This window comes from Nitratireductor aquimarinus, assembly GCF_017255295.1.
Classification (GTDB): domain Bacteria; phylum Pseudomonadota; class Alphaproteobacteria; order Rhizobiales; family Rhizobiaceae; genus Nitratireductor; species Nitratireductor aquimarinus.
In genome coordinates this window covers 45,988-70,545 of the sequence record NZ_JAFKDE010000008.1, presented here as the reverse complement: position 1 = coordinate 70,545, position 24,558 = coordinate 45,988, and the positions used below count along the sequence as shown (strand labels likewise).

At 61.7% G+C, this 24,558-nt stretch carries 21 protein-coding genes; 14 read left to right on the top strand and 7 right to left on the bottom strand.

Going from position 1 to position 24,558, the window contains the following annotated elements:
* Window positions 1-13: 13 nt before the first annotated feature.
* A complete protein-coding gene (locus tag JYP46_RS14790; protein ID WP_206548521.1) occupies window positions 14-1,420 on the bottom strand; it encodes an aminotransferase-like domain-containing protein in 1,407 nt (468 codons plus the stop codon).
* Between the two features lie 128 nt (window positions 1,421-1,548).
* On the opposite strand from JYP46_RS14790, the gene dctP reads away from it, so the two are divergent.
* The 5 genes from dctP (at window position 1,549) to JYP46_RS14765 (ending at window position 6,650) form a co-directional block, all read left to right on the top strand.
* Entirely contained in the window at window positions 1,549-2,583 is a 1,035-nt protein-coding gene (gene dctP / locus JYP46_RS14785) for a TRAP transporter substrate-binding protein DctP (protein ID WP_222474152.1), read from the top strand.
* A 65-nt stretch (window positions 2,584-2,648) separates the two neighbouring features.
* The gene (locus tag JYP46_RS14780; protein ID WP_113156760.1) at window positions 2,649-3,152 is read left to right on the top strand and encodes a TRAP transporter small permease subunit; all 504 of its coding nucleotides are present in this window, start codon (window positions 2,649-2,651) and stop codon (window positions 3,150-3,152) included.
* On the top strand, window positions 3,149-4,462 hold the full coding sequence (locus JYP46_RS14775; RefSeq protein WP_113156759.1) for a TRAP transporter large permease: 1,314 nt from the start codon (window positions 3,149-3,151) through the stop codon (window positions 4,460-4,462). Before JYP46_RS14780 ends, JYP46_RS14775 begins: the two co-directional genes overlap by 4 nt.
* A 14-nt stretch (window positions 4,463-4,476) precedes the next feature.
* Window positions 4,477-5,754 (top strand): hydroxymethylglutaryl-CoA reductase, degradative, encoded by a 1,278-nt coding sequence (locus JYP46_RS14770; protein WP_222474176.1) that lies wholly within the window; start codon window positions 4,477-4,479, stop codon window positions 5,752-5,754.
* Window positions 5,751-6,650 carry a hydroxymethylglutaryl-CoA lyase gene (locus tag JYP46_RS14765; protein WP_206548519.1) on the top strand — a complete coding sequence of 300 codons (900 nt, stop codon included), beginning with the start codon at window positions 5,751-5,753 and terminating at the stop codon, window positions 6,648-6,650. The genes JYP46_RS14770 and JYP46_RS14765 overlap by 4 nt, the downstream gene beginning before the upstream one ends.
* 59 nt (window positions 6,651-6,709) lie before the next feature.
* Here JYP46_RS14765 and JYP46_RS14760 read toward each other — a convergent pair whose 3' ends face one another.
* From JYP46_RS14760 to JYP46_RS14735, 6 genes are all read right to left on the bottom strand, one after another.
* Window positions 6,710-7,822, bottom strand: coding sequence for an aminotransferase class I/II-fold pyridoxal phosphate-dependent enzyme (locus tag JYP46_RS14760; protein WP_206548518.1), 1,113 nt, complete (start codon window positions 7,820-7,822; stop codon window positions 6,710-6,712).
* Window positions 7,819-8,934, bottom strand: coding sequence for a mandelate racemase/muconate lactonizing enzyme family protein (locus JYP46_RS14755; protein ID WP_206548517.1), 1,116 nt, complete (start codon window positions 8,932-8,934; stop codon window positions 7,819-7,821). Before JYP46_RS14755 ends, JYP46_RS14760 begins: the two co-directional genes overlap by 4 nt.
* Before the next feature lie 17 nt (window positions 8,935-8,951).
* Window positions 8,952-10,610: a serine hydrolase domain-containing protein gene (locus JYP46_RS14750; protein WP_206548516.1), complete on the bottom strand. Its 1,659-nt coding sequence runs from the start codon at window positions 10,608-10,610 to the stop codon at window positions 8,952-8,954.
* A gap of 9 nt (window positions 10,611-10,619) precedes the next feature.
* Window positions 10,620-11,492: an ABC transporter permease gene (locus tag JYP46_RS14745; RefSeq protein ID WP_206544987.1), complete on the bottom strand. Its 873-nt coding sequence runs from the start codon at window positions 11,490-11,492 to the stop codon at window positions 10,620-10,622.
* Complete coding sequence (locus JYP46_RS14740) at window positions 11,489-12,526, bottom strand: ABC transporter permease (RefSeq protein ID WP_113157133.1); 1,038 nt, start codon at window positions 12,524-12,526, stop codon at window positions 11,489-11,491. Before JYP46_RS14740 ends, JYP46_RS14745 begins: the two co-directional genes overlap by 4 nt.
* A 75-nt stretch (window positions 12,527-12,601) precedes the next feature.
* Window positions 12,602-14,527, bottom strand: a complete 1,926-nt coding sequence (locus JYP46_RS14735) for an ABC transporter substrate-binding protein (RefSeq protein WP_206548515.1) — start codon at window positions 14,525-14,527, stop codon at window positions 12,602-12,604.
* On the opposite strand from JYP46_RS14735, the gene JYP46_RS14730 reads away from it, so the two are divergent.
* The 9 genes from JYP46_RS14730 (at window position 14,520) to JYP46_RS14690 (ending at window position 24,542) form a co-directional block, all read left to right on the top strand.
* Window positions 14,520-15,638 (top strand): LysR substrate-binding domain-containing protein, encoded by a 1,119-nt coding sequence (locus JYP46_RS14730; protein ID WP_236042231.1) that lies wholly within the window; start codon window positions 14,520-14,522, stop codon window positions 15,636-15,638. The two genes, JYP46_RS14735 and JYP46_RS14730, sit on opposite strands and share 8 nt — an antisense overlap.
* A gap of 164 nt (window positions 15,639-15,802) precedes the next feature.
* Complete coding sequence (locus tag JYP46_RS14725) at window positions 15,803-16,723, top strand: ABC transporter ATP-binding protein (RefSeq protein WP_206548514.1); 921 nt, start codon at window positions 15,803-15,805, stop codon at window positions 16,721-16,723.
* A complete protein-coding gene (locus JYP46_RS14720; protein ID WP_206548513.1) occupies window positions 16,720-17,679 on the top strand; it encodes an ABC transporter ATP-binding protein in 960 nt (319 codons plus the stop codon). Before JYP46_RS14725 ends, JYP46_RS14720 begins: the two co-directional genes overlap by 4 nt.
* A gap of 46 nt (window positions 17,680-17,725) precedes the next feature.
* Window positions 17,726-19,030 (top strand): D-serine ammonia-lyase, encoded by a 1,305-nt coding sequence (locus JYP46_RS14715; protein ID WP_328850618.1) that lies wholly within the window; start codon window positions 17,726-17,728, stop codon window positions 19,028-19,030.
* A gap of 30 nt (window positions 19,031-19,060) precedes the next feature.
* Entirely contained in the window at window positions 19,061-20,620 is a 1,560-nt protein-coding gene (locus tag JYP46_RS14710) for an ABC transporter substrate-binding protein (protein ID WP_206548511.1), read from the top strand.
* Between the two features lie 95 nt (window positions 20,621-20,715).
* A complete protein-coding gene (locus JYP46_RS14705) occupies window positions 20,716-21,732 on the top strand; it encodes an ABC transporter permease (RefSeq protein ID WP_113156750.1) in 1,017 nt (338 codons plus the stop codon).
* A complete protein-coding gene (gene ddpC, locus JYP46_RS14700) occupies window positions 21,732-22,607 on the top strand; it encodes a D,D-dipeptide ABC transporter permease (protein ID WP_113156749.1) in 876 nt (291 codons plus the stop codon). The genes JYP46_RS14705 and ddpC overlap by 1 nt, the downstream gene beginning before the upstream one ends.
* A gap of 1 nt (window position 22,608) precedes the next feature.
* Window positions 22,609-23,592 carry an ABC transporter ATP-binding protein gene (locus tag JYP46_RS14695; RefSeq protein WP_206548510.1) on the top strand — a complete coding sequence of 328 codons (984 nt, stop codon included), beginning with the start codon at window positions 22,609-22,611 and terminating at the stop codon, window positions 23,590-23,592.
* The gene (locus JYP46_RS14690) at window positions 23,589-24,542 is read left to right on the top strand and encodes an oligopeptide/dipeptide ABC transporter ATP-binding protein (RefSeq protein WP_206548509.1); all 954 of its coding nucleotides are present in this window, start codon (window positions 23,589-23,591) and stop codon (window positions 24,540-24,542) included. The genes JYP46_RS14695 and JYP46_RS14690 overlap by 4 nt, the downstream gene beginning before the upstream one ends.
* Window positions 24,543-24,558 lie beyond the last annotated feature (16 nt).

Genomic DNA, 24,558 nt, shown 5'->3' with positions numbered 1-24,558 from the left:
GCTCACATCGTCTTTACGCGCGCGGAGCGTTTCGCAGCTGATCCGCCAGAAACGCAAGGAAGCGCGGATGCGTCCCATAGGCGACATTCACCCGGATCGCCGCCCTGCCCTGCGTCGGCCTGCCCGGCCGAAAGACGCTGCCCGGCGCAAGGAATATGCTCTCCTCAGAGGCCGCACGGCAGAGCGCCATCTCGTCAATCGAGTCGGGGAACTCCACCCAGAGATAAAAGCCCGGCGAGACACTCTTGCGAACTGTCAGCCCCAGCGCCTCAAGCCGCGCAAGCGAGGTCTTGTGCGCTTCCTCGACGCGCGATCTCAGCTTTCGCAGATGCCGCAGATACTGCCCGCCCTGAATGAGATGAAACACGAATCGTTCCACATAGTCGGAAGTGGCCACCGTGGTCAGCATCTTCAGATTGCCGAGCGCCCCGACAATGGAAGGATGACCGGCGACGAAACCGCAGCGCAGGCTGGCCGACAGCGTTTTCGAGAAGGTGCCGACATAGAGCACACGGTTTAGCTGATCGAGGGAGGCAAGCCGCGGCAATGTCGCGGGCAGGATATCGGCAAGGGCATCGTTCTCCACGAGCAGAAAGCCCCAGCGTTCCGCAAGCTGCATGAGGCCGAACGAAACCGCCGGCGACAATGTGCTGCCGGTGGGGTTGTGGGCGAGAGACTGCGTGAAGAAGACCTTGGGCCGATGCAGCGCCAGCTTCGCGGCCAGATCTTCCAGATCCGGCCCGTCATGGCTGCGGCGAATGCCGATGATCTGCGCCTTGGCGAGGGTCAGTTTTGCAAAAAGCGGATAATAGCCCGGATCATCGACGAACACCGTGTCACCCGGCTCGATCAGATGCCGGATGATCAGGTCGAGCCCGTGATTGACCCCATGCGTGAGAAGAAGCCCGTCCGGCTGGGCGGTGATCGAACGTTCCAGAAGCAGAACCCGAAGGCGCTCGCGCAGCGGCGCATAGCCCCAGGAACTGCCATAGCCGAAATCCACCGCAGCCGGATCCGCCGTCCTGAAACTGGAAAAATACCGTTTGAGTTCTGCCCCCTCCATCCACGAGGCCGGCGGTCTGCCGTCGCCCGGCCGCACCTCATAGTGCTGGTCGAGCTGTTCGCGCAGGAGCGAGACCACATCCACCGCCGCAGCCACATGCGGCGCGGGCGGTGCGGGGCGGTCGATCTGAAACTGCGCGACGTAATAGCCAGACCCGGCGCGTGCCTCCAGCAGCCCCCGCGCAACCAGCCTGTCATAGGCCTCCGCCATGGTGTTTTTGGAAACACCATGCTCCCGCGCGGCCTGGCGCACGGAAGGCAGCCGCTCACCCGATTTATAGGCTCCGGCGGCGAGCAGCCCGCTGACATGCTGGACAATGCGGTCGACGCGAGAGAGGCGCGTATCGCTTTCAGTCATCGCTTATTGTCCCATTCCTCCTGCTGGGACAGTCATCGCCAATTTGCGTCAAACTGTCCCTTGATTGTCCCAATTCATTTTAGGACAATTTGCGCTTATGAACAAACATGCTGTCTTGGGAGGAAGCAATGACCGATTTGAAAAGACGCCGTTTTCTGACGGCTTCCGCATTGGGCGGTGCAGCAGCATTGGCTATGCCCGCAGTGGCGCGCGCAGAAGAAGCAGTCCAGTGGCGCATGCAGGCGCTCTGGGACGGCGGAACAACGCCGTTTGAGTTCGAGAAGAAGTTCGTCGAGCGTGTCTCGGAGCTGACCGACGGCCAGTTCGAGATCAAGCTGTTCTCGGCGGGCCAGCTCGTGCCGGCCAATCAGGCGTTCGATGCGGTTCGCAGCGGCGCATTCCAGCTGATGAAGACTTTTGACGGCTATGAAGCCGGCAAAATCCCGTCTTTCGCCTTCACCTCGACCATTCCGTTCGGTTTCCCGGATCCCGACCAGTACGAAGCCTGGTTCTATGAGCTCGGCGGTCTTGAAATGGCCCGTGAAGCCTATGGCAAGGCCGGCCTGACCTACATCGCGCCGACCGTCTATGGCGAAGAGCCGATGCACTCGACCGTCAAGATCGAGAGCATTGCCGACATGGCCGGCAAGAAGGGCCGCTTTGTGGGCCTCGCTTCTGCGGTGATGGGCGATCTGGGTGTTGCGGTCACGCCGATGGCGACGGCCGAAGTCTATTCCGGTCTTGAAAAGGGCCTGATCGACTTTGCAGACCGTGGCGACCTCACGGCCAATTACGAGGCCGGCCTCGCAGAAGTCGCGAAGTTCATCATCCTGCCGGGCGTTCACCAGCCCACGACGGCCACCAGCTATGTGGCGAATTCGGCCGCCTATGACGCACTGCCGGAAAGCTACAAGGCAGCCCTTGCCGTCGCAGCCCGCGAGATTTCGGGTTCGCTGCGTCAGCGCATCATCGTGCAGAACAGCCAGGTGCTCGACAAATATCGCGAGCAGGGCGTCGAGGTCATCTACCTCGATCCGGTGGATGTCGCAGAGGCCCGCTCCAAGGCCGTCACATCCTGGAAAGCCGCAACGAAGGAAGATCCGCTGGCGACCAAGATCGTCGACAGCCAGATCGGCTTCATGCAGTCGCTCGGTCTTATCTGATCCTTGTTCCAGGCGGGCGGCCACAGCGCCGCCCGCTATCGACCCTCAGGCTCAATGTCATTTCCATGCAGGCAGTCTACGCCTTCGTCACCGGTGTAAACCGGGTTCTCTTCGTTATCGCTGCGGTGATCATCTTCGCCGTCGTGCCGATGCTCCTCTATGAGGTGATCGCGCGCTACGCCTTCAATGCGCCCACCGTCTGGGCCATGGAAGCGAGCACGCTCGTCTTCGGCCCACACTTCATGCTGGCCGGCCCCTATCTGCTGCATCTGCGCGGACATGTGGCGGTCGACATCGTGAGTGAGAAGGCCCCTGCTCCCGTTCAGCGCGTGCTCAATGTGTTCGCCTTTCTCGTGATCGCGGTGTTCGCGGCCGTCTTCGCCGCCGTGAGCTGGCCTCTGGCCGTCAATGCATGGTCGCTCGGAGAGACGAGCTTCTCTGCCTGGAACCCACCCATCTGGTGGCTGAAATTCGTAGTGCCTTTCGCCTTTGTCATGCTGTGCGCACAGGCGCTGGTCGAGGCGGTTTTCGCCCTGCGCAATGATGCACGCACGGAGGCGCGCCCATGAGCTCCGAACTCGTTCTGGTGATCATGTTCGCAAGTCTGGTCGGACTGCTTCTGACCGGTCTTCCGCTCGCCTTCACGCTGGGCTCGCTCGCCCTTGTCTTCACGATCACCCTTTGGGGACCGGCGGCCCTTTCCGTCACCGTTCTCAATCTCTTTGACACGATGCAGTCGGAATCGCTGCTCGCCATTCCGCTCTATGTGATGATGGCCAGCGTTTTGCAGCGTTCGGGCGTGATCGAGAGCCTCTACAAGGCGATGGAACTGTGGTCGCGCCGCCTGCCCGGCGGGCTGGCCGTGGGCACCATCGCCATCTGCACGATCATCGCCGCCATGACCGGCATTGTTGGCGCAGCCGTTGCCGCCATGGGCATGCTTGCCCTGCCCTCGATGCTCAAGCGCAACTACCAGCCGGAACTCGCCATTGGCACGATCTGCGCCGGCGGCACGCTGGGCATCCTGATCCCGCCATCGGTTATCACCATTGTCTACGCGGTCACCGCGCAGGCCTCGATCGGGCAGATGTTCATCGCCGGCGTGATACCGGGCCTTCTGCTCGCCTCGCTCTATATCGGCTACATCGTGCTGCGTGCAGCGCTCAACCCGTCGATTGCGCCACGTCCGGAAGAGAATGAAGACATCACCTGGGCCATGCGCATTGCCGCGCTGAAGTCGCTTGTCCTGCCGATGCTCATCATCGTTGGCGTTCTGGGCACCATCTATATGGGCATCGCCACGCCGACCGAAGCAGCCGCCGTGGGCGTTGCTTTGGCCTTCGTTTCAGCGTTGATCGAACGCCGTTTCGGCTGGGAGCTTCTGCGCGGGGTTGGCATGGACGTGGTCAAGGTCACGACCATGATCCTCTGGATCACGATCGGTGCGCGCGCCTTCGTCGCGATCTTCACCGGAACGGGCGGCGCGGATTTCCTGCTCGGCTTCATTCAAGACATGGACGCCAATCGCTGGGTCGTGCTGGCCGTCATGCTGGCGATCCTGTTCTTCCTCGGCATGTTCCTTGATGAGATCGGCATCATTCTCCTTTGCGTGCCCGTCTTCCTGCCGGTCATCGACTTTCTGGATTTCGACAGGCTCTGGTTCGGCATCCTGTTCCTCGTGTCGGCGCAGATGGCCTACATCTCGCCGCCCTTCGGCTACACGCTCTTCTATATGAAAGGCGTTCTACCGGCCGGTATCGGCATGGGAACGGTCTATCGGGCCATCATTCCCTTCATGCTTCTTCAGGCGTTCGGCATCCTGATCTGCGCGCTGTTCCCGGAGCTGGTGCTCTGGCTCCCCAAAACCATGATTCAGTAACAACAGGACACATGATGAGCGACGTCCAATCGTCCCGTATTGAAGGCCTTCACAAGATGACCCCGGCAGAGCGCCTCCAGGCCGTTGCCCGGCAGGCGCAGCTTGGAAACGAGGCCATTTCAAGCCTCACCGCAGCAGCCGAAGGTCAGATCGAACTCGCCGACCGTATGGTCGAGAACGCGATCACCACAATGGCCATTCCGGTGGGCATCGCCACCAACATGATTGTCGACGGGCGCGAAATGCTGGTGCCGATGGCGACCGAAGAATCCTCCGTCGTCGCCGCCGTCTGCAACGCAGCCAAGCGCTGCCGCTCCACCGGCGGTTTCTTCACCTCCGGCAGCGGCCCCGTCATGGCGGCGCAGATCCAGCTTCTGGGCGCAAGCGACCCCGAAAATGTGCGCCTGAAGGTTTACGAGAAAATCGAAGAAATCCGGGCCATTTGCGACGAAACCGACCCGCTTTTGGTGAAATTCGGTGGCGGTTTCCGCGATATCGATGTGCGGGTCATTGCGAGTGATGAAGGGCCGATGACCATCGTGCACATCATCGTCGACACGCGCGACGCAATGGGTGCCAATGCGGTCAACAGCATGGCCGAGGCGCTGGCCCCACGGCTCGCCGACTGGACCGGCGCGCGCACCTTGCTGCGCATTCTCACCAATCTGGCAGACCGGCGCGTGGTGCGCGCCCGCGCCGTATGGAAGCTCGAAGAGATCGGCGGCGAACAGGTGCGCGACGACATGCTGTCCGCCTACCGCTTCGCCGATGCAGACCCCTACCGCGCCGCGACCCACAACAAGGGCATCATGAACGGCGTCAGCGCTGTCGTGCTGGCAACCGGCAATGACACCCGCGCCATCGAGGCCGGCGCACATGCATTCGCCGCGCGTGATGGACGCTATCGCTCCATGTCGCGCTGGGAAAAGGACGCAGACGGCAATCTGGTCGGCATTCTGGAAATGCCGATGGCCGTGGGCCTGATCGGCGGCGCGACCAAGATCCACCCGACCGCCCAGGCCAATCTGAAGCTGCTCGGCGTCGAAACGGCCGATGCACTGGCCCGCATCATCGTTTCCATCGGCCTTGCCCAGAACTTCGCCGCCATGCGCGCACTCGCCACGACCGGCATCCAGAAGGGACACATGGCGCTGCATGCGCAGAATGTCGCTCTGATGGTCGGTGCGGTTGGTGATGAGATCGATCTGGTCGCGAGCGAACTCAAGACCCTCGGCAAGGTGCGGCAGGATCTGGCCGAAGAGATTTTGAAGCGCATCCGGGGCGACAAGTGAGCACGCGCGTCTCAATCGTCGAGGTTGCGCCCCGTGACGGGTTGCAGGCGCGCAGGGAACACATCGAAACCGCCCACCGCATCGCGCTGATCGAGCGGCTGCGCCGCGCCGGCATTCAGCGGATGGAGGTGGGCGCGTTCGTCTCGCCAAAGCGCGTGCCGCGCATGGCGGACACTGCGGATGTCATGGAAGCCGTCGGCGCGCCAGAACGCGCCGGCGACATGGTGCTGGTTGCAAATGAGCGGGGGCTGGAACAGGCGCTTGAAGAAGGCGCGCGCGCCATCGCCGTTTTCACGGCGGCAAGCGATGATTTTGCGGAAAAGAACATCGGCTCCACGGTCAGCGCCTCTCTTCAGCGTTTCGCGCCCATCGTCACGCGGGCGCGTGACGCGGGCGTGTTCGTGCGTGGCTACATCTCCACCATCACCGACTGCCCCTATGCCGGCCCGATTGAACCCGGGGCCGTCGCCCCGGTGGCCAAGGCCCTGCGCGAGATGGGCTGCCAGGAGATCGCCCTTGGCGAAACGCTCGGAAAGGCGACACCGGCGCGCATTGCCGCCGTGCTGGAAGCGGTCGCGAAAAACGTTCCAATGGATGAAATCGCGGCCCATTTCCACGACACCTACGGCATGGGCGTCGCCAATGTCTGGGAAGCGGTGAGGCTCGGCGTTCGTACCGTGGATGCGGCTGCGGGCGGCCTCGGCGGCTGCCCCTTTGCCCCCGGCGCAGCCGGCAATGTGGCGACGGAAGATGTCGTTTATCTTCTGAACGGTCAAGGCATGGAGACCGGCATCGCGCTCGGTCCGCTTCTCGACGCCGTTTCCTTCTGCGCGGACACGATGGGCATCGCCCCGACCAGCCGCGTCTACAAGGCGCTCCGCGCGCCCGTGTGCTGATGATGGAAAGCCAGCCGTGCTAAAGCTGGCTGGCTTTCGCTCTCGTCAACAAGACAGCGTCAAAGATATGCGGCAAGGCCGGCGAGCAGGCCATCGATCTGCTCGGGCGTATGGCTGGAGAAGACCGCAATCCTGAGCGTTTCCACCGGTGGCGCATCCGAGTAACCGCCGGCGCTCACATGCTTCACCACGATGTCGCGCGCGCGAAGCTTCTCGCTCACCTGCTTCAGATCGACCGACGCCTGAACATTGAAGATCGGCACGGGCGTCTGCGGAACAGCGAGCCCCAGCTCGGCGAGGCCAGCACGCATATGCGCCACGTTCGCGCGCAGTGACTGGAGCATGGCCGGGCTTTCCATGAAAAGCCGCAACCCAGCGCCGGCAGCAGCCGCAGCCGGAACAGGCGGAGGCGACGCGCCAGCGACGACACCGCCCTTGGTCGCGATTTTCTCCGCAAGCGCCCGGCTTGCCGGCACGACGCCGCCAAAACCGCCAAACGCCTTGCTGAGCGTGCCGGCGCAAAACGCACGGTCCCCTTCAAGGTCGAAATGCTCGAGCGTTCCACGCCCCGTGCCGCCGAGAACTCCGACACCATGGGAATCGTCAATGCAGAGCAGCCCGCCCGGCCAGGCTTCCAGAATATCGGCGTATGCATCGAGCGGAGCCAGAGCACCGGTTGACGGGAACACACCATCGCTCACCACGACGGGCACCTGCCCGGGCTTGAGATGACGGCGCATTTGCTCTGAAAGATGCTGCGGATCGCGGTGCTTGAAACGGACAACCGGCCGCTCGGCGCATTTCAGCGCGTCGTTCACACTGAAATGGGATCGTTCATCGGCAAAGGCCACATCGTAGTCGTCACGCAGCGCGAGCAGAAGCGCCATTATGGAGAGATAACCGGAAGCCACATAGGCCGCGGCATCGCAGCCGAAATGCTGACAGACCAGCGCTTCGGTCTCCGTATAGACCGGCATGTCGGCGCGCGTTGCCGGGCCAAGCCCATACGTCCGCAATGCCTGCACCGCCGCCTCAATGACGACGGGATGCCCATGAAGGGCGTGGTAACTGGTTCCGCAAAAGTAATCGACGTCACGGCCGCCTATGCGCATGCGCGCGCCGATGGGCGAATCCATTCTGTCCTGCGCGTCCAGTGGCTCCTCAACAATCATTCTGCATTCCGCCCAATGGTTTCGCATTCAAGACCGGCGATGAAACCGGCATCCAGATCAGCGCCAAGTCCCGGAGCATCGGGCACCATAATGCGCCCGCCCTCGCCATAGACCATGCCGCCAACGACCGGATCTTCACGCAGCATGTCTGCGCCGTCCAGATCCGCGAAAACGATATTTCCGCGTGACGAGACCAGATGCGCGGCAGCGGTGAGCCCCAGACGGGTCTCGGTCATGCAGCCGATCATGCATTTTATGCCTGTCGCTTCAGCCAGGGCGTTGATTTTCAGCGCCACGTGAATTCCGCCAGACTTCGCCAGTTTGATGTTGAAATAATCGCAGGCTCCGGTCGTGACGAGGCGCATGGCGTCGTGCTCGTCGAAAAGCGCCTCATCGGCCATGATGGGGATGGCTCCAAGCGAACGGGCGGCGGCGAGACCCTCGAAATCCCAGGCTGCAACAGGCTGTTCGCAATACTGGATGTCAAAGGCCGACAATCGCCTGAGCGCCTGAAGCGCCTCCACCCGGTCCCAGCCCTGATTGGCGTCGATCCGAATGGCGATGTCCGGCCCCAGAACGTCGCGGATCGCCGCGACGCGCGCCACATCCTCCGCAACGCCCGCGCCCAGCTTGACCTTGACCGCCGTGAAGCCGCGCTCGCGGAACTCAAGAGCGTGCGCAGCCATGGTCTCGGGCGTATCGATGCCCACCGTGTTGTCGGTGACGATCTCTCGCCTTGGCCCCGCCAGAACCGCGTATAGCGGCAATTGCGCCGTCTTTCCCAGAAGGTCGTAAAGCGCCATGTCGAAAGCCGAACGGATCGTGGCGTTGTTCGGCAGGAAGGCGCGCATGCCGGCGACGCAACCGTCAATATCCAGCGGGTCCCGGCCGATCAGCCATTGCGCCAGATCGCGCGCATTGGCCAGCGCGGCCTCCCGGGTCTCGCCCGCCACGGGCCGAAAGAGGTTGGCCTCCCCGAGCCCGTAGAGGCCGTCATCCGTATGCACCCTGACGAAAATCGTCTCGGTAACGCTCGTCTCGCCAATGGCGATCCGGAACGGGCGCTTGAGCGGCAATCCCGCCTTGAAAATCTCGATATGCGAAATGGACATGATACCCTCGTGACCGCTCAGGGTCGCCGCTCCAGAAACATTTGACCGACACGAATGCCCCGCCTGCCTTCCTCATTGACGGCATCGAGTTCCAGAAGCTCATTGTCATAGAGTATGCCGTGCATCCTGAAGCGACCCGGACCAACCGGTTCGCACGCATGCGTGCAGAAATATTCGATCAGGCATTTGAGCCCCCCATTGGCGTAAAACAGGTTGGTGACGTTGAAGTCCGGCCCGTAATCGCCAAGATGCGGCGCAATTTCTGCCGGAACTTCACTTTGACAGGGTGGGGTTTTCCGCCATTCCTTGTCTTTCCAGCGCATTTCGTCCTGCGCCGGGAAAGCGACATCCATATGTGCGTAATCCGCGCCCTCTCCGTAGATGCGGCCATCGATCCGGAAATCGGCCCCTGAGACGCGGCGAAGTTCCAGCGGCACGCCATCACCCATAAGGTAAAGCCGCCCATTGCTTGCGCGAACTTCCACGGCCTCGCCCTCGGTCGCATCCTGCTCGGCATAATGGCCAACGAGGTCCTCCAGCTCTTCGGGAGCCAGAGGCGTGCGTGGCTTCGGCGGCACCGGCGCCGCCCCCATCTTGCGATCAGCCAGTGCGAGTTGCAGCCCCTTCACGGTCAACCGGCTGGCGATCTGGTTGCTGAAATCCAGTGTCGAGAAAATCAGCGCACCGAGACCGGCAGCTGGCAGAAGCGTCATCTGGGTCGCAAAACCATAGACCGCGCCGCCATGGCCAATCGACATCCAGCCATCCACCTCTCCCAGTCCGAAGCCAAGGCCATAACCCTTCAGGTCACCGCTATAGCCCGGCGGCCGTTCTCCGACGGGCATCCACATCCGCGTCAGGCTTCCAGGCGAGATGATCGAGGCGCCGTCAGACGTAAAGCCACCACGAAGGAGCGAGCGGGCGAAGAGCCCCATGTCGGACAGCGTCGAATAGATGTTGCCGGCGGGCGAACCGCCGAGATCGAAGACGGGTGCGGGAACATCCGCTTCCATGGTCCACATCCACGCAGGCGCAAGCCGCGCCAGAAGTTCCGGCGATACGGTGTTAGCGCTGTTAGACATACCGATCGGGCGGAAGAGATGATCCGCCACATAGGTGTTGAAATCGCAGCCGGACACGAGTTCGACCACCCGCCCGACGACTGCAATGCCGGCGTTGGAATAGCGGAAAACGCCCGCGCTGGGGTCTTCCTTCAGGGTGGATTCCGCCAGTTCGCGCACCGTTTCGGACAGAACCGGGCGCTGGGAATCAAGATAGTGTCCGCTCTTCGGCTCACGCACCAGACCGGAGGTGTGGCTCATCAGCTTGCGCAGCGTGATGTTGTTGCCATGCGGCCCGGACGGGTCGTTGTCGAAGGGATTGTGCGGTGAAAATTCCGGCAGATATTCCCGGATATCGGCATCGATATCGACCTTGCCCGCTTCTGCAAGCTGCATCAGCGCAAGCGCCGTGAACATTTTCGTCAGTGAGCCGATGCGAAAGGCCGTATCCTCACCCATCGCATGGTCCAGATCGCTGCGCCTGACATGCCCGCTCGCCAGGACGCCATCCCGGTCGACAAGCACATAGGACACGGAAGGGAGAGCCTTGTCCTCCACTTCATAGGCGACGAACTTCTCAAAACGCTCCGCGAGCGATGTCACATCTGAACTCAAGATTGCCCCCTATTTTGCGATCCGCGGATCGAGAATGTCGCGCAATGCGTCTCCGACCAGGTTCCAGGAGAGAACGAAGAGGAAGATCGCCATGCCCGGGAAAAACAGCGTGTACCAATAGGCAAAGGGGTTATCGCCCTGCCCAACGATCCAGTTGCGCGAATAGGCGATGAACTGGCCCCAGTCCGCATAGCCCTCTTCCGTTCCGACCCCGAGAAAGCTGAGCGCCGAGGCGGCCAGAACCATGGAGCCGGTCGCCATGGTTGCCAGAACCAGAACCGGGAAGAAGGTGTTGGGAAGAATGTGCTGGAGGATAAGACGCCTGTCGCTCGTGCCATAGGCACGCGCCGCATGCACGAAATCCATCTCCTTCACGCGAAGGATTTCGCTTCGCACGACACGCGCATAATTCATCCAGCCAAACGCGCTCAGCGCGATGATCATGGGCACCAGCCCCTTGCCGAGCAGCGCCGTGAGCACCATTGCAGCGATGAGAATGGGAACGGCCATGAAGACGTCGACGATGCGCATCAGCACTTCATCGACCAGACCGCCGTAGAACGCGGAGACAGAACCGATGAGCACACCGACGAAAACGGAAATGAGAACGACGCCAAGGCCGATCTTGAAAGCCGTACGGGTGCCCCAGACCAGGCCGTAATAGATATCGAACTGGCCCTGCGTCGTGCCGAACGGATGTTCGTCGGAGGGTGGCTGCGGCTGCGCCCAGAAGCCGGCGCGCGGCGTGTCGTAAGGGCTGATCTGATAGGGTTCGGGAACCGCCAGGAGCGGCGCAAAGAGCGCCACCACGACAAAGCCGACCAACAGAACCATGCCGAACATTGAAAGCGGATTGCGCAGGAGATAACGGAGCACGGTCATGCCAGCTTCACCCTCGGATCGAGCAGCGGATAGAGCAGGTCCACGACCAGATTGATGACGACCAGAACGAGCGCAAAATAGAGCGCGAAGCCGAGCACGCCGGGAAAATCCAGATTGGACGCGGCATCGGCGGCAAACCTGCCAATGCCATGATAGTCGAAGATCGTTTCAGTGATCACGACGCCCCCCATCATGTAGGCCAGCTCCATGCCGGCGATGGTGACCACGGGCAGCATCGCATTGCTGCGCCCATGCTTGTTTTGAACGACCTTTTCGGGAAGCCCCTTGGCGCGCGCCGTGCGGATATAGTCCTGTCGCAGGGTCTCCAGCATGCTGGTGCGCATCACCCGCGTCATGCTGGCGAGGTTGACATAGGTCAGCGTGATGACCGGCGCGATCAGATGCCGTATAGCGTCGAAGAACACCGCCATATTGCCGTTGAGCAGCGCATCCAGCGTGTTCACACCGGTGTAGCGGGTGAAGGCGTCGCCGGCCACCACCACTTCCGCCCACTGGCTGAGACGGCCGGGCGGAAACCAGTTCAGCGTGCCGTAGAAGATCAGCAGCATCATCAGGCCGAACACGAACACCGGAAACGACCAGCCAATGATGGTGAAGATGCGAATGGCGTGGTCGATGCCCTTGTTCAGGTGAACGCCGGCCTTGGTGCCAAGCCAGATGGCCCCCAACAGGCTGGGGATGAAGGCGAAGAAGACCAGCTCCGCCGTTGCCGGAAACAGGTCCAGCAGCGCCTCGGACACAGGCGCACGCGCGGTCTCCGACCAGCCGAGATTGCCCGACAGGACATTGCCAAGCCATTCCTTGTACTGAACGAGAAATGGCTCATCGAGACCGTATTTCTCAATGAGAGCGGCGATCTGTGCGCTGCCCCCCTTCAGAAATTCCGGCCCGGGCGCATAAGCGGCGAGCCGCTGCACGGGCGACAACATCATCTGCAGGGAGAAGATCATCAGAGTGAGAGCAAGCAGCACCACGGGAATGAACACCGCTCGGCGCAGGAGATAATACAGCATGGCATCCATGTCTTCGGGGGAGCGAAACCGGGCGGCCTCCGCGCTGAGCGCGCGGAGGCTCATGGATCGTGGCGTCTATTCAGACTTGGTGACCTTGTAGAAATCCCATGCGCCGTACAGCATCATGTTGTGCACGTAGCCATCCACCCAGTCGCGCGAGACCACATGCGTGTAGTCCTCCCACAGGAACTGCGTGGTCGCATATTCATGGCTCATTTCCTGCAGCCGCTCGTAGATTGGCCGGCGCTTGTCAGGATCGTTCAGCGCCCACGCCTCTGCGAGCAGACCGTCGAACTCCTTGCGCATCAGCTCGCGATAGCCCTCACCGCTGAACCCTGCAACGAGACCCGTGCTGGCCAGATAGTAGGTGGCGGCGCCCAGCGGACCACCCGGATCCGAATAGTCCGGCCCCCAGCCCATATAGGCCATGGGCAGGCTCGGATTGTTGTTCGTGTAGATCTGGTCGGAGATCGTGGCCCAGGGCAGCGCCTGGATCTTGAGGCGGAACTTGGGATTGATGCGCGCCAGATTCTGCTGGAGAACGGAAAGCGCTGCGTTTGCCAACTGCGTGCCCTCCGTCATGTACGCAGTCATCTCAAAGCCGACATCCCACAGCTTGCCATCGAAGGCCTTGCGGAAATGCTCTTCGGCTTTCTCGGGATCAAAGCTGTAGACGGGACTGTCGTCGCGATAGCCCATCAGGCCACGAACCGTCGGGCCGCGCAGCTGCACCGTGTTGCCGAGGTTCACCTGCTCGAGAAGAAGCTGGTAGTTCTGCGCGTAGTTGAAGCCCTTGCGCACATCGATGTCGCCGAAGAAGTCCGGCGGTATGCCTGCGCCATCCAGCTTGCCGCTGCCGATTGCCGGATTGCCATCGGCCTGAACCGGCCACATTAAGAACAGGCTGCGTCCGAAGATGTTCTGCAGCCCCTCTCGAACCTTGATGCCCGGGCGGGTCTTCATCTCCTTGAGAAATTCGACCGGCGTTGCAACCACATCGGCGTCACCCGCTTCGAGCTGCAGGCGTCGCGTGGTCCATTCCGGCACGGAGCGCAGCACAACACGCTCCAGCTGCGCCGGGCCATCCATATAGCCCTCGAAACGCTTCATCACGAGGCGCTTTTCACCCTGATCCCACTCTTCAAGCATGAACGGGCCACTGCCATTGACCTGTTCAAACAGGGCGCTTTCGCCAAGGTCCGGCTTGTGGAACTCCACCCAGCTGTCGGCCGTGCCCGGCCAGGCTCCATGGTCGACAGCCCATTCCCTGTCGATCACCGAGGTGGCGTAGGGCAAGGCGATCACGCCCAGCGTGGCAGGAAAGGATTTCTCCAGCGTGAGAACGAGCTTGCCATCCTCGACGGTGATTTTCTCGGCAAGCGCATCATGCACCGCGACAAGGCCGGCCTCGTCCAGATCATCGAAGTTCTCGACACCGGCGAGCGCCGTCGCCCAGGCGCGGATATTGGGATAGGTCCCCGCCGTCACCATTTCCGTCACGGCATTGGCCATCCAGGATTCGCCCTGCAGGATCGCCCGCATGAAGCTGTAGCGAACATCTTCTGCGGTGATCTCACCGTAACCCGGCTCGATGCGCCCGCGCTCCTCCTCGTTCAATTCGTCGTAGTAGCGCCACTCGATCTTGCCGTTGGCGCCTTTGAGGCCGACCTTGTGCGCATAGATCCCCTCGCGGATCGGAAACGTGTAGCGAACCGAACCGTCTTCACCCGTCTCGATCAGACCATTTTCAAGCGATGGCACCTTGGAGGCGATGGAAGGAACGAACTCGGAAATGTTCGATCCGTCATAGCCAAGAAGCCGATTGTACATGTTCAAGGAAGCATAGGTGCTCGGCGTGTTGCCGATATAGGCAGGGTCGAGAGACTGGATCCCGTCAGTCCAGAGAAAGACCAGAGTTCCGGGATTGTTGACCTGCGCATTGCCGATTCCGACCGGGCCAAACACGGCACAGGCGGCCAACAGGGCGATTTTCTTGAGCATTGGATTTCCCCTCAATTCAGATTCTGCGCTGAACCGTATGCCCTTTGGGCGGGCTTATTTTTGCGCAAACGGTAGGGGGAGCTTTGCAGGCTGTCTAATACTCTTTATAGATGAACTATGCAAAAACTGCATGGAGAGCATCTTGGAACTCATCTGGATGGAAGACTTCCTTGAGATTGTCGCGTCGCGGAATTATTCGACCGCAGCCGCAGCGCGAAACATCTCTCAACCGGCCTTCAGCCGCCGCATAAAGGCACTGGAACGCTGGGTCGGCGTGGAACTCATCGACAGAAGCACCTATCCGGTCCAGTTGACAAAGGCCGGGACACTCTTCCTGCCGCGCTGCCAGGAACTGGTTCGCGAGCTATACCGCTTGCGCAACGATTGCCAGCAGCAGGCGGGCACCCGCCAGAACCCGGTTTCTTTCAGCGCGCTGCACACAATCGCGCTGTTCTTTTTCCCCGAATGGATCAAGGGCGCGGATGCCTCCAGATCACTGCTGCCGGTGAGCATGCAGGCGACCGATTTTTACGAGTGCGTCGAAGCCCTCGCCATGGGCAGGAGCGATTTCGCGATCGTCTACAGCCACCCTGAGGGCCCGCCGGTTCTGACCGCCGGACCTTTCGAATCCGTGTGTCTCGGCATTGATCCGCTGGTTCCTGTCTCCGCACTCGATGCGGAAAGCAGGCCGCTTTATTCACTGGATCACGATCAGGAAAGCCGCATTCCCTATCTCGCCTACTCCTGGAACGATGGCTATCTGGGCAAGCTGGTTTCGCTCATCCATGCGCGCCAGGAACGCCCCCTACCACTGGCAACCGTGTATGAGACATCGATTTCCGAAGGCATCAAGCGCATGGTGATGGCCGGCGAAGGCCTGGGCTGGCTGCCGCTGTGCTGCGTCAGGGACGCCATCGAACGCGGCGAACTCTGCCAGATCGGCGGACCGGAACTTCAGCTCGACATGGAGGTGAGGCTTTTCCGGCGACAGGGCTCACGCAGCCCGCATCTCGAAACATTCTGGCACGGAATCGAGCCTGCAATCACGCCATGGGAAACACGACGGACGGCTGACAGGCAGGATTTGGCCGGGCCAGCTGCGGCAGAATGATTTATGCAAAAAAAACATAACGCCCGGAAACACTGACAAAGCCTGACTTTCCCGCCTGCGCCCGTCTCCGGCTCTCTTGACAAGCCCCGCTCTTCGCCTCCCGATCTGGCCAAAACGGTCCCTCGATCACGCGATGCGACCTGTCCAGGGGAGGTGGCGGAAAGATGAGCCATGTTGACGCCGAACCGGCAATGCCGGCCGAACGGGTGCTGGAGGTGGAGAACCTCAGGATCGCCTTTGCGGCGCAAAGCAAGACGCCGATCGAAGTCGTGCGCGGCGTCTCGTTCCACATCGACCGGGGCGAGACGCTGGCCCTCGTCGGGGAATCGGGCAGCGGGAAATCCGTGACGGCCATGACCCTGATGCGCCTCACGGAGCATGACGGGGCCACGATCACCGAAGGTTCGATCAGACTGCGGGGACGCGAGGGACGGGTCATGGAGATCACGCGCATCCCGCTGGACAAGATGATCGATGTCCGCGGGGCGGATGTCTCCATCGTCTTTCAGGACCCGATGTCCAGCCTCAACCCGGTCTTCACCGTCGGCGAGCAGATATGCGAGGCCATCGTCCAGCATCAGGGAAAGTCGACGCGCAAGGCCGAACAGATCGCGCTGAAAACGCTGCAGCTCGTTCGCGTGCCCGATGCCGCGCGGCGGATGAAGCAATACCCGCACGAGTTCTCCGGAGGCATGCGCCAGAGGGTCATGATCGCCATGGCGCTCTCCTGCAAGCCGTCGCTTCTCATCCTGGATGAGCCGACCACGGCGCTCGATGTCACCATTCAGGCCCAGATTCTCGACCTGGTGCGTTCGCTTCAGGAGGAAATCGGCATGTCCGCCCTCTTCATTACGCACGATATGGGCGTCGTCGCAGAAGTCGCTGATCGCGTCTGCGTGATGTACAATGGAGCGCTTGTGGAACAGGGCGACGTTTTCTCGATTTTCGAGGCGCCCCGGCATGAATACACCAAGGCGCTGATTGCCGCCGTTCCACAGCTTGGCAGCATGGCGGAAACGGACATGCCCGCCAAATTCCCGCTCGTGGAGTTCTCGCGGGACCGCAATGCCGGAGCAGGCGCATGACCGGGCCTTCGCAAAACCAAGATGCCCGGCCGCTTCTGGAGGTCGAGAACCTCGTTACCCGCTTCGACCTGCGCTCGGGCCTGTTTGGCCGGGTCACCGGGCGCGTTCACGCAGTCGAGAATGTTTCATTCTCCATCGCGCGTGGCGAAACCCTCGCGCTTGTCGGAGAATCCGGCTGCGGGAAATCGACCATCGCCCGCACCGTGATGCATCTCGACCGCCCCGTCTCCGGCTCCATCCGCTTTGAAGGCGAGGAGACGGTCGGCGTATCATCGCAGAAGCTGCAGTCATTTCGCCGTCACGTGCAGATGGTGTTTCAGGATCCGTTCGCCTCGCTAAACCCGCGCATGACCATCGCCCGCGCGCTGATCGACCCGATGCTGGTGCAGGGTGCGGGCGGGTGCCGCGCAGACATGCGCAGGAAGGCAGCGGAACTTCTGAAACGGGTGGAACTGAACGAAACCCATCTCGACCGCTATCCGCACGCCTTTTCCGGAGGCCAGCGGCAGCGCATCTGCATTGCGCGCGCGCTCGCCCTCGATCCAAAGCTCCTGATAGCGGACGAAGCAGTGGCGTCGCTGGACGTGACCATTCAGGCGCAGGTGATCAATCTCTTGATGGACCTGCAGGCGGAACTCGGCATTTCGCTCCTGTTCATCAGCCACGACATGGCGGTGGTGGAACGCGTGGCGCACCGGGTTGCGGTGATGTATCTCGGCGAGATCGTCGAGATTGGCGACAGGCGCTCCGTCTTCGGAAACCCGCAGCACCCCTATACCCGCAAGCTTCTGGGCTCGGTTCCGGTGGCCGATCCGCGCCGCCGGCCGGAACGGCGCACCCTGATGGTCGATGAGATTCCAAGCGCCGTACGCCCTCCCGATTACACGCCCGTGCAACGGCCCATGCACAGGATTTCCGACACGCATTTCGTGCGCGCGGAAAGCCATGCGGCCTGACTGTCCGGGGAAGCAGAGCAACGCTCGCCGGCGGCGCGTGTGACAAATGATGAAAGGTCAAGAACTCATGAACGATGGGACTTTGCCCCCCGGTCTCCCGAACGGCACACCGGTATGGTGGCGCAATCCGGACGTCCTCCCCGTCGACGCTGCGATGGCGCGAAGCTCGCTTGATGGCGAAATGGTGAAAGAGGCCGAAGACGCGTGGGAATGGTATGGCCCGCTTCTGGCGCAACTGTTTCCTGAAACCAGGGCCGATGGCGGCCGCAATCGTTCGGACCTGCGGGAACTGCCCCGGATAGCCGGGATGATCGGGCTGAAACGCGGGCGACTTCTCGCAAAATGCGATTACGCCCTGCAGACCACCGGCAGCATCAAGGCGCGCGGCGGTGTGTTCGAGGTACTGACACACGCCGTCGACATTGCCCGGGAAGCCGGACTTGTGGAGGATGGCGACGACCTTTCGAAGCTCGCGACGCCGGAGGCGAAAGCGTTCTTTGCCAGGCACCGGCTTCTCGTCGGTTCGACGGGCAATCTGGGTTACAGCGTCGGTCTGGCCGGGTGCAGGCTCGGTTTCGACGTCGAAGTGCACATGTCGCACGACGCCAAGCAGTGGAAGAAAGATCGGCTCACCGCGCTTGGAGCCTGCGTGGTGGAGCATGGCAGCGATTTCTCGCAGGCCGTGTGTGCCGCGCGCGAGGCGGCGGACAGACAGGCCGACAGCCATTTTGTCGATGATGAACGCTCGATCACGCTGTTCATGGGCTATGCAGCGGCCGCGCGCGAACTTGCAGACCAGCTTGAAGAGGCCGGCATCCCCGTGGACGCCGATCACCCGCTGCATGTCTATCTGCCATGCGGTGTGGGCGGCGCGCCCGGTGGCGTCACATTTGGTCTGAAACGCGTTTTTGGAGACGCCGTGCGCTGCATTTATGTCGAGCCCGTCGCATCGCCCTGCATGCTGGTGCAGCTGGCGCTCGGCACGGACCGTCCGGTCAGCGTCTATGATTTCGGCCTGGACAACCGGACAATCGCCGATGGTCTGGCCGTCGCGCAGGCTTCCCAGCTCGTGGCCCGCGAGACCCGGCACATGGTCGAAGGCATAGCCACCGTCAGCGACGAATCCCTGCTGGTCTGGCTCACGCATATGTGGCGTCTTGAAAAGATGCGACTTGAACCTTCGGCCGCTTCGGGGTTTGCTGCACTTGTCGAATTCGGGGGGGAGATAGAAGTGCCGGACAGCGACAGGGAGATCACGCGTGTGATCTGGACGACCGGCGGCGCATATCAGCCCGAAACGGAGTTCGCAGTCGCTCTGGCACGAGGAAACGATCTGATTTCGTCAATGTAAAAGCACGCATTTCTGGGAGGTATGCAAATGATGAACCTGACATTATCGCGCAGGGTGTTTCTTGCCGGCGCAACGGCCCTGTCCGTTCTGGCAGGCGGTTCGACCGCGACACTGGCGGCAGCGCCGGCCGACACGCTTGTCATCGCCAAGCCGGCCGATCCGCAGTCGCTCGACCCTGCCGTGACGATGGACAACAACGACTGGACCGTGACTTACCCGGCCTACCAGCGCCTCATGAAATATGAGACGAAGGACGGGAAAGGACTGACCAGCGTGACAGGCGACCTGGCCGACAGCTGGGAAGCCTCTGAAGACGGCCTCACCTGGACCTTCAAGCTGAAGGACGGGCAGAAATTCGATGACGGCACGGCCGTTGATGCGAATGCCGTGAAATTTTCTTTCGACCGGCTGTTCCGCATTGGTCAGGGCCCCTCGGAAGCGCTGCCGAGCGGTGTGGAAGTGACCGTTGTCGATCCGATGACCGTCTCGTTCAAGCTGGGCGAGACCTACGCTCCCTTCCTTTATGCACTGGCAAACAATGGCGCTGCCATCGTCAACCCAAAGGTTGCCGAACAGGGAGACGATGACGGCAAGGCGTATCTCGCCTCCAACACCGCCGGCTCGGGCCCATATCGCCTGGCCAACTGGGAACGCGGCCAGACCATCACGATGGAGCCCAACCCGCATTATGGCGGCGACAAGCCCGCCATCGACAAGATGCGCATCGTCATCATCGGTGAGGCTTCCGCGCGGCGACTGCAGCTTGAGGCAGGCGATGTGGACATCGCCGAAGCCCTGCCGGAAGACCAGCTCGAGGCGCTGGAGAGCAAGGACGGTATCGCGGTCCAGAACTATCCGAGCCTGCGCGTCACCTATCTCTACATGAACAACCAGAAGGCGCCGCTCGACAATGCCGACGTGCGCAGGGCGATCTCCTATGCGGTTGACTATGAGGGGCTGATCGACGGCATTCTCAATGGCAATGGCAAGCAGATGCACGGCCCGATCCCGGATGGCATGTGGGGACGCGACGAGAGCGTCATCCAGTACAACCGCAATGTCGACAAGGCCAAGGAACTGCTCGCAAGCGCCGGGGCCGATGGCGCGGAGATCACCTTCCTCTACTCCGATGTCGACCCGAACTGGGAGCCCATCGCCATCGCAACCCAGGCCAATCTGGCCGAGATCGGACTTAACGTTAAACTGGAGAAGCTTGCCAACGCCACCATGCGCGAACGCTTCGACACGGGCGATTTCGGCATGGCGACGGGCAACTGGACCCCGGATTTCGCTGACCCCTACATGTTCACCAGCTACTGGTTCGATTCCGATCGCCACGGCCTCGCCGGCAACCGGTCCTGGTACACGAACGAGAAGGTCGACGAGCTCCTGAGGGAAGCGGCGCTGAGCAGCGATCAGGCAGAGCGCGAGAAGCTCTATGCCGAGGTGCAGAAGATCGTCACCGACGAAGCGGCTTACGTCTATCTCTTCCAGAAAGACTACCGCATCGCCATGCGCGACAATGTCGAAGGGTTCGTTTTCAACCCGATGCTTCTGGACATCTACAACATCGCCGGCATGAGCAAGTGATGCACGGCTGAAACGACATGCACCGCCCGGGAGCAAATGGCCGTTCCGGGGCGGTGCACGGGTCACGTCCAGCAGAATTCAGGTGAAGGTGAACTGTGCAATATCTGAATGTGATAAGGAAACGACTGCTTTTCCTTGCTCTTGTGGTGGTCGGCGTGTCGATGATCACCTTCGCCATTTCGCATCTCATACCCGGCGATCCAGCCATGCTGGTTGCGGGCGACCGGGCCACCCCTGAAATCGTCGAGCGTGTTCGTGAAGACATGGGGCTCAACAAGCCTCTGCCCGAACAATACTGGATCTATCTCAAGGGCATTCTCTCCGGCGATCTGGGAACCTCCCTGCGCACACGCAGGCCCGTTGCAGAAGACCTCAAACTCTATTTTCCGGCGACGATGGAACTGGCGCTCGTGGCGCTGATGCTGGCGACAGCCGTTGGTGTTCCGCTTGGCGTTGCCTCGGCCGTATGGCGCGACAAGCCCATCGACCATCTGGTCCGCGCACTGGCGGTGACGGGCATTTCCACGCCGGCCTTCTGGCTCGGGCTTCTTCTGATTGTCCTGTTCTATGGCGACCTGGGAATTCTGCCGGGTGGCGGACGGATAAATCCTGACATACCCCGCCCACCCACGATAACCGGCTTTCTTCTGATCGACTCTCTCCTTGCCGGCGACATGACGGCATTCACCAGCGCCCTCCGCCACATCATCCTGCCAGCACTTACACTCGGCTTCGTGCATCTGGGCGTGGTCGCCCGGCAAATCCGCTCGGCCATGCTGGAGGAACTGCAGCAGGACTATGTGCGCACCGCGCGCGCCAATGGCCTCAGCCGCCGCAGCGTCATCTTCCGGGAGGCGCTGCCCAATGCGCTCATTCCGTCGGTCACGGTCATGGGGCTGGCTCTCGGTGATCTTCTCTATGGGGCGGTTCTCACTGAAACGGTTTTCGCCTGGCCCGGCATGGGCGCCTATGTGGTCAATTCCATTCAGGCACTGGATTTCCCGGCCGTGATGGGCTTCACCGTCGTGGTGTCCTTCGCCTATGTCCTCGTCAATCTGGCCGTCGACCTCCTCTACATGGTGATCGATCCTCGCATCAGGAGCGTCAACTGATGGCGGAAGCACAAAGCACGGCCAAAAGGTCCAGATTCGACTTCGGGTATTTCGGCTACCAGCTGAAGCGCAGCCCTCTCACCATGGTAGGCCTGATCATGGTGGTTCTGGTTCTCATCGTGGTGATATTCGCGCCTGTTTTCGCCACGCACGACCCCAACGCCATCGACCTGCGCGCAAGGCTGGCACCGCCCTCCATGGCGCACTTCTTCGGCACGGACGAAGTCGGTCGCGACATCTATAGCCGCATCCTCTTTGGCGGCCGACAGTCCATCGCCGTCGGTTTCTTCGTCGTGTTTCTGGCCGGCCTCACGGGAACGGTTCTGGGGGCGCTGTCCGGCCTGATCGGCGGACGCACGGATACGGTGATCATGCGCCTGATGGACGTGGTTCTTTCCGTTCCCTCGCTGGCGCTGATCCTGGCGCTTGCCGCAGCGCTTGGCCCCAGCCTGGTCAACGCGGCGCTTGCCATCGCGATCGTGCGGATACCCTTTTATGTGCGGCTCGTGCGCGGACAGGCGCTTATCGTTCGCGAGATGGCCTATGTGAAGGCGGCCCACACGTTCCGCGCGGGGCGGCTGCACATATTGCGATGGCATATCCTGCCGAACACGCTCTCTCCCGTGATCGTGCAGGGCACGCTGGACCTCGGCAGCACGATCCTCCTCGCCTCGGCGCTCAGCTTCATTGGCCTTGGTGCGCAGCAGCCCACGGCCGAGTGGGGCGCGATGGTAGCGACGGGGCGAAACTACATTCTCGACCAGTGGTGGTATTCGGGCTTCCCCGGCTTTGCGATCCTGTTCACCGCCACCGGCTTCAATCTTTTCGGCGACGGCGTGCGCGACATGCTCGACCCGCGCCAGAAAGCACGCTGACATGCGCAAGACCGTTCTGGATATCGACAATCTGTCTCTCGAATTCCCTGTCTACAAGGGCACGGTCAGCGCGGTGAACCGCGTCTCCCTCCATGTGCAGGAGGGAGAGATCGTCGGCATTGTCGGTGAATCGGGCTCCGCGAAATCCGTCACCGCCATGACCGCGATGCGCCTGCTACCGAGCGAATCCTTCAGGATTCGTTCTGGCCGCATCACCCTGCTCGGCCAGGACATGCTCGCTCTCAGCGAGCAGAAGCTTGCATCGATGCGTGGCCGCGATGTTGCTATGATCTTTCAGGAACCGCTGACCGCCCTGAACCCGACCAAGAAGGTCGGCGCACAGATGCTCGGCGTCATCCGGCTGCACACAAAGCTGAGCGAGCGTGAGGCCAGGCTCCACGCGATCAAGCTGCTGACGGACATGCGCATCAACGATGCCGAGGAAATTCTCGAACGCTATCCGTTCGAGCTGTCCGGCGGCATGCGACAGCGCATTCTCATCGGGCTGGCCTTCGCCTGTTCGCCCAAACTCCTGATCGCCGACGAACCGACCACCGCACTCGATGTGACGGTTCAGAAACAGGTGCTGCAATTGCTGCGCCAGAAGGCCCGGGAGCTGAACACGGCCATTCTGTTCATCTCGCATGACCTGGCCGTCGTGTCGCAGTTCTGCGACCGGCTTTATGTGATGTATGCCGGATCGGTGGTGGAAACGGGGCCGACACGGGAGGTGCTGGGCGCACCGAAACATCCCTATACGCAGGCTCTGATCCGCGCCCTTCCCGAGAGCGCGGCGCCGGGACAACCGCTGCGGTCGATCCGCGGCGTTGTTCCAAACCTGACCGACATGCCGACCGGCTGCGCCTTCCGTGAAAGATGCGACAGCGCTTTCGAGGCCTGCAGCGCCATTCCTCCGCTATTTTCGCTTGATGAGGACAACCGTGCATCGGCCTGCTGGCTGTGTGAGAAGGAGCATGCGGCATGAGCGCCGGCAAAACACGCGACACCGTGCTGGAGCTTTCCGACATCAGCGTCCGCTTTCCCTCCGGCTCCGACTGGCTGGGCAGACCCACATCGCATGTCCACGCGCTGAACGGGGTGGATCTCGACGTTCAGCGCGGCGAAACGCTGGGCATTGTCGGGGAATCGGGCTGCGGCAAGAGCACGCTTGCGCAGGTGCTGCTTGGGCTTCTTCAGCCGAGCGAAGGCCTTGTTTCAGGCGCGGCGGCAAGCGACGAGTCCGCATTGCAGATCGTGTTTCAGGATCCGCAGTCATCCCTGAATTCACGCATGCGCGTCTGGCGCGTGATCACCGAGCCGGTCTTCGCGCGACAGCGCAAATCGACGATGGAACTGCGGCGGCTGGCCGTGGAGCTTGCCGCCAAGGTGGGGCTGCGCGAGGAAACGCTGGACCGGTACCCGCATGAGTTTTCGGGTGGTCAGAGACAGCGTATTGCGATTGCCCGGGCGCTCTCTTCCGATCCCGATGTGATCGTGCTCGACGAGCCAACCTCGGCGCTCGACATTTCGGTTCAGGCGCAGATCCTCAACCTGCTCGATGAGCTGCAGCGTGAACGCAGTCTCACCTACATCTTCATCTCGCACGACATATCGGTGATCAGCCATATGTGCCGCCGCGTGGCCGTTATGTATCTCGGCCAGATCGTCGAGATCGGCGACGCCGCAAGTCTGCTGGCGCACCCGCGCCACCCCTATACGCAGCTTCTTCTGGGCAGCGTTCCCAAGCTCGAAGAAGACGGGCTCGGCGAACTGATCGAGGAAACCGAATTGCCGAGCAACCGCCGGCTTCCCAGCGGCTGCTTCTTCTTCGATCGCTGTTCCTTCGCCACCGAGGCCTGCCGGCAGCCGCAACAGCTCATCGACGGCGTGCGCTGCTGCCGCGCCGAAGAACTTGCCCTGACAGCGGCCGGATAACCGGCCGCCTGCCGAT